Raw genomic sequence first — 3,561 nt, forward strand, 5'->3', positions numbered from 1 at the left:
CCACCAGCATTTTCAATGTCGGTGTCTGTACGCGGCCCACGGTCAGAGTCTTGTGATACAGCACCGAAAACAGCCGTGTTGCATTGATGCCCACCAGCCAATCCGCCTTTGCACGGCAGAGGGCCGATTGATACAGAGCATCATAATCCGAATCCGGGCGCAGGTTTGCAAAGCCCTCCCGGATGGCTGCATCCTCCATGCTGGAAATCCAGAGCCGCTTTACGGGTTTCGTGCAGTCGGCCATTTGGTAGACGAAACGGAAAATCAGTTCTCCCTCCCGGCCTGCGTCGGTCGCGGCGGTCACGCTATCCACATCGGGGCGGTTGAGCAGAGAGCGCACAATTTCAAACTGCGGTTTCTTCTCGTCCGGGACGATGAACTGCCACGGCTGGGGCAGGATGGGCAAATCTTCATACTTCCACTTGCAGTATTTTTCATCGTACTGGCCCGCTTCCGCAAAGGAGACCAGATGCCCGATGCACCAGCTGACCAGATACCCGCCGCCCTGCCAATAGCCGTTTTGCTTTTCAGTGGCCCCGATCACGGCGGCAATGCTGCGGGCCACACTGGGCTTTTCGGCAATCACCAGCTGAAAACTCATGTTTCATCCTCCTGTCCGTCCTCCGAATGAATCTCGATTTCAGCCGGTTCCTCGTCTGCATCCTCATCCTCACCAAAATCGTATTCGTCCAGATCATCGTGCCCGGTGGTGTCGGCCTTGGGTTTGCGGAACTTGAAATAATAGAGGGCCGCGCCGCCGCCCGCCAGAGCCAGCACCAGCAGGATCATCAGACTGCCCATGCTGGACTTGGGTTTTTCCTGCGGCGTTTGTGTGTCGGTTTTCACAGCTTCCGGGGCCGTGCAGTCGCGCAGGCTCTTTTCGCACAAGGAGCAGTTTTCGTTGACGTTCCCGGCCTCGCATTTCACAGTGCAGGTACAGACTTCGGCGGCCTGCGGTTCTTCATCCAGCAGGGCCAGCAAGTCGGCATCGTCCACTTGGTTCAGGAAGTGGACAGAGGTTTCCTTGTCCTCGTTGGCGCGGTCAATTAGAATGTAAAAATAATTCCCGGCTTTGGTGGTCACTGTGATAAGCTGCTTGTCGCCGTAAAAGTCATCCACCAGTGTTGCATTGCCCTTGGGCGTGATGGGCACACCCTCCGGCTCCATGCCGCCCGTGGTGGGTTCTTCTTCGATAATCTCCGGCAGAGGTTCCGGGGCTGGGTCAGAGCCGCTTGCAAAAGCGGGTATGGAAAAGGAACAGAGGCAGAGCAGGGTAGCCAGCAGCCCAGCTGCAAAACGGCGGTTCCAATCAGGTTTCATTGGCGGCATCCTCCTGTTTATGGTACGGTGTGGCGATGGGTGCAGCATTCAGCGCACCGCTGCGCAGGAAGGCCGCGAACTCGTCCGGCTTCATATTCATGCTGCGCACCAGCTGAATGATCTGCAAGTTTTCCTGTTCGGTCTTTGCAGCTTCCAGTTCTTTCAACTGCTGCTGGTATTCAGAGATTTTTTCTTTGAGCCGTTCGATGTCGCGCTCAATGCGGGAAAGTCTTTTTGCCATACAAAATCCTTTCTGGCGTCACGGTAAACGCCCATAGCTGTAAAAATGTTCCTGCCAATATTTTGAGTTGAGGTTTGTGTAAGAGATAGGGTCGCCGCAGTGCAGCATGATGGAATTGCCTACATAGATACCGCAATGGCTCACGCCGGGGGTATCGTAGGTGCCCTTGAAAAACACAAGGTCGCCCGGTTTGACCTGTGCGGCCGAAACAGGAGTACAGAGGTTGTAAAGGCCCTGTGCGGTCTGGCGGCCCACGTTCCAGCCGGAGTGATTCAGCACCCACGAAATGTAGCCGCTGCAATCAAAGCTGGTGCTGGGCGAACTGCCGCCCCACACATACGGGTAGCCAATGTACTTGGTTGCTTCCTCCATCATGGCGGCAAACTTATCATCCTTTAGTGCTTCCGGGGGAATGTCGTAATAGGTGGGCTGCTTGATGGTGGACGCATTGGGGTACTGTGCCTGCCCGAACAAATCCGGCCGGTTGCCCAGCGTGCGCATATAGAGCGAATAAGCACTGAGTTGTTCTTCGGTCAGCACTTCCACGGGCAGGTGGGATAAATCCTTGTTCTTTAGCTTGACCGTGCAGATGTAGTATTCATACGGTTCTTGGTAGGTGATAACCTGCGGCACACCATACGGGCCAATAATGACCATCATTTTTGTGCGGTAACGTATCTGCATGGTCACGGTCTCGGTCAGGATGTACTGCTTTTCAAAGAGCATTTCAAGTTCGCCCTGCACCTCGGCCAGTGTAAAAACGCCATCATGGAGCGCGGACAAAATCGAGATCAGCACATAGGGGTCATGCTCGATTTCATCCAGATAAAAGTGGTATTCATCGTAATTGTGGGTGGCCTCGTAAGTGTCCAGATACCGTTGTAACTTTTGTTCCAGCTTGGCGTAGGCTTTCTCGGCACTCAGCATATCCTTGTCCTTGGAAAAGTAAGAGGATGCCGTCACGCCGGTTCCGGCCGTTCCCGCCATCACCGTGCAGGACTGCAAACCCGTTATCAGGAGCAAAGCCAGCAGACCGAACACCGCCACGATCAGAATGGTTTTCCAGTTCTGTGCTGCAAATTCGGCCACTCGTTCGCCGCCCTCGGCCGCCAGCTTCGTTACCCGGAAACCGTTCTCTGCGGTGGCGGCTGCACCCTGCGCGGCGGCTTGTCCGGCCTGCCGTGCAGCTTTGGCATACTGCTGTTTGATACGCCGTTTCTGCCACATCCGGGAAATGGGGTTGCTGGCAGACTGCGCAATTTGCGGATTGTCCCGCAAAGATTTCTGATAGAAATACTCCGCGTTGGCCGAGCACAATTCCCGTTCTGCCTTTTCCACGGCCTTGTAAGGCTTCATCTTGTGGTGCCGGATGCCGCTGCGGATGGCCTTGGCCGTCTGCCGCTCCACCAGTTCTTCTCCCTTGTGGCCGCCCTCTACACCCACATTTTCGTGTTCGACCTCGTGGATTTTTCCGTGAGCAAACAGCAATGCTTCCGACAGCGGCCGACTGGCCGGGTTTGGTTTCAAGCTGGGCGGGCCTTTGTCCTGCTGTTCAAAGTGCAGGGTGGATTTCGCCTTGCCGCTGGCGACATCGTAGACTTTTTCTTTGACCGGGACACGCTTTTTCGGCAGAGCGGCGCGGGCCGCATCCAGCTTGTCAGCCTTTGCTTCCGCCTTTTGGATGTACGGCTGCAACTCCGGGGCTGCCCGTTCTTCCTCGGTCAGTTCCAGACGCGCCGCCGAGCCGTGCAGGCCATCTTCACTTTCGGCAGTTTCTGCAGCTTGTTTGACTTTTTTCTTTGCCTTGTGCTTATCCTTTACATCCTCGGCACGTTCCAGAATTTTTTCGACCTTGCCCTCGGCATCCGTGGAGTAATCCCGTTCTGCTTCCCGGCAGGAAACATTCTCCACAGTGCCGTCAGCCTGATTTTCCATCACCAGACCATCACGGGTCATGGTCTGGGTGACTTTGGCTTTTGCCTGCAATTCTTTCAAGGTTC

4 protein-coding genes are annotated in these 3,561 nt (G+C 55.3%); all 4 read right to left on the bottom strand.

Features of this window, described 5'->3' with window-relative positions; all coding sequences use genetic code 11:
* Window positions 1–601: DNA topoisomerase (locus tag J3353_RS15695; protein ID WP_242701010.1), on the bottom strand; the 601-nt coding region annotated here is incomplete at its 3' end.
* Window positions 598–1,320, bottom strand: a complete 723-nt coding sequence (locus J3353_RS15700) for a DUF4366 domain-containing protein (RefSeq protein ID WP_207685210.1) — start codon at window positions 1,318–1,320, stop codon at window positions 598–600. The genes J3353_RS15700 and J3353_RS15695, both read right to left, overlap by 4 nt.
* Window positions 1,310–1,561, bottom strand: a complete 252-nt coding sequence (locus J3353_RS15705) for a DUF4315 family protein (RefSeq protein WP_207685211.1) — start codon at window positions 1,559–1,561, stop codon at window positions 1,310–1,312. The genes J3353_RS15700 and J3353_RS15705 overlap by 11 nt, the downstream gene beginning before the upstream one ends.
* An 18-nt stretch (window positions 1,562–1,579) precedes the next feature.
* A complete protein-coding gene (locus J3353_RS15710; RefSeq protein ID WP_207685212.1) occupies window positions 1,580–3,556 on the bottom strand; it encodes a C40 family peptidase in 1,977 nt (658 codons plus the stop codon).
* Window positions 3,557–3,561: the final 5 nt, after the last annotated feature.

The organism is Faecalibacterium sp. Marseille-Q4137 (assembly GCF_017377535.1).
Taxonomy (GTDB): Bacteria; Bacillota; Clostridia; order Oscillospirales; family Ruminococcaceae; genus Faecalibacterium; species Faecalibacterium duncaniae.

Coding starts and splice junctions, on each gene's coding strand:
- J3353_RS15700 (WP_207685210.1), bottom strand. CDS start 1,320: ATGAAACCTGATTGGAACCGCCGTTTTGCAGCTGGGCTGCTGGCTACC.
- J3353_RS15705 (WP_207685211.1), bottom strand. CDS start 1,561: ATGGCAAAAAGACTTTCCCGCATTGAGCGCGACATCGAACGGCTCAAA.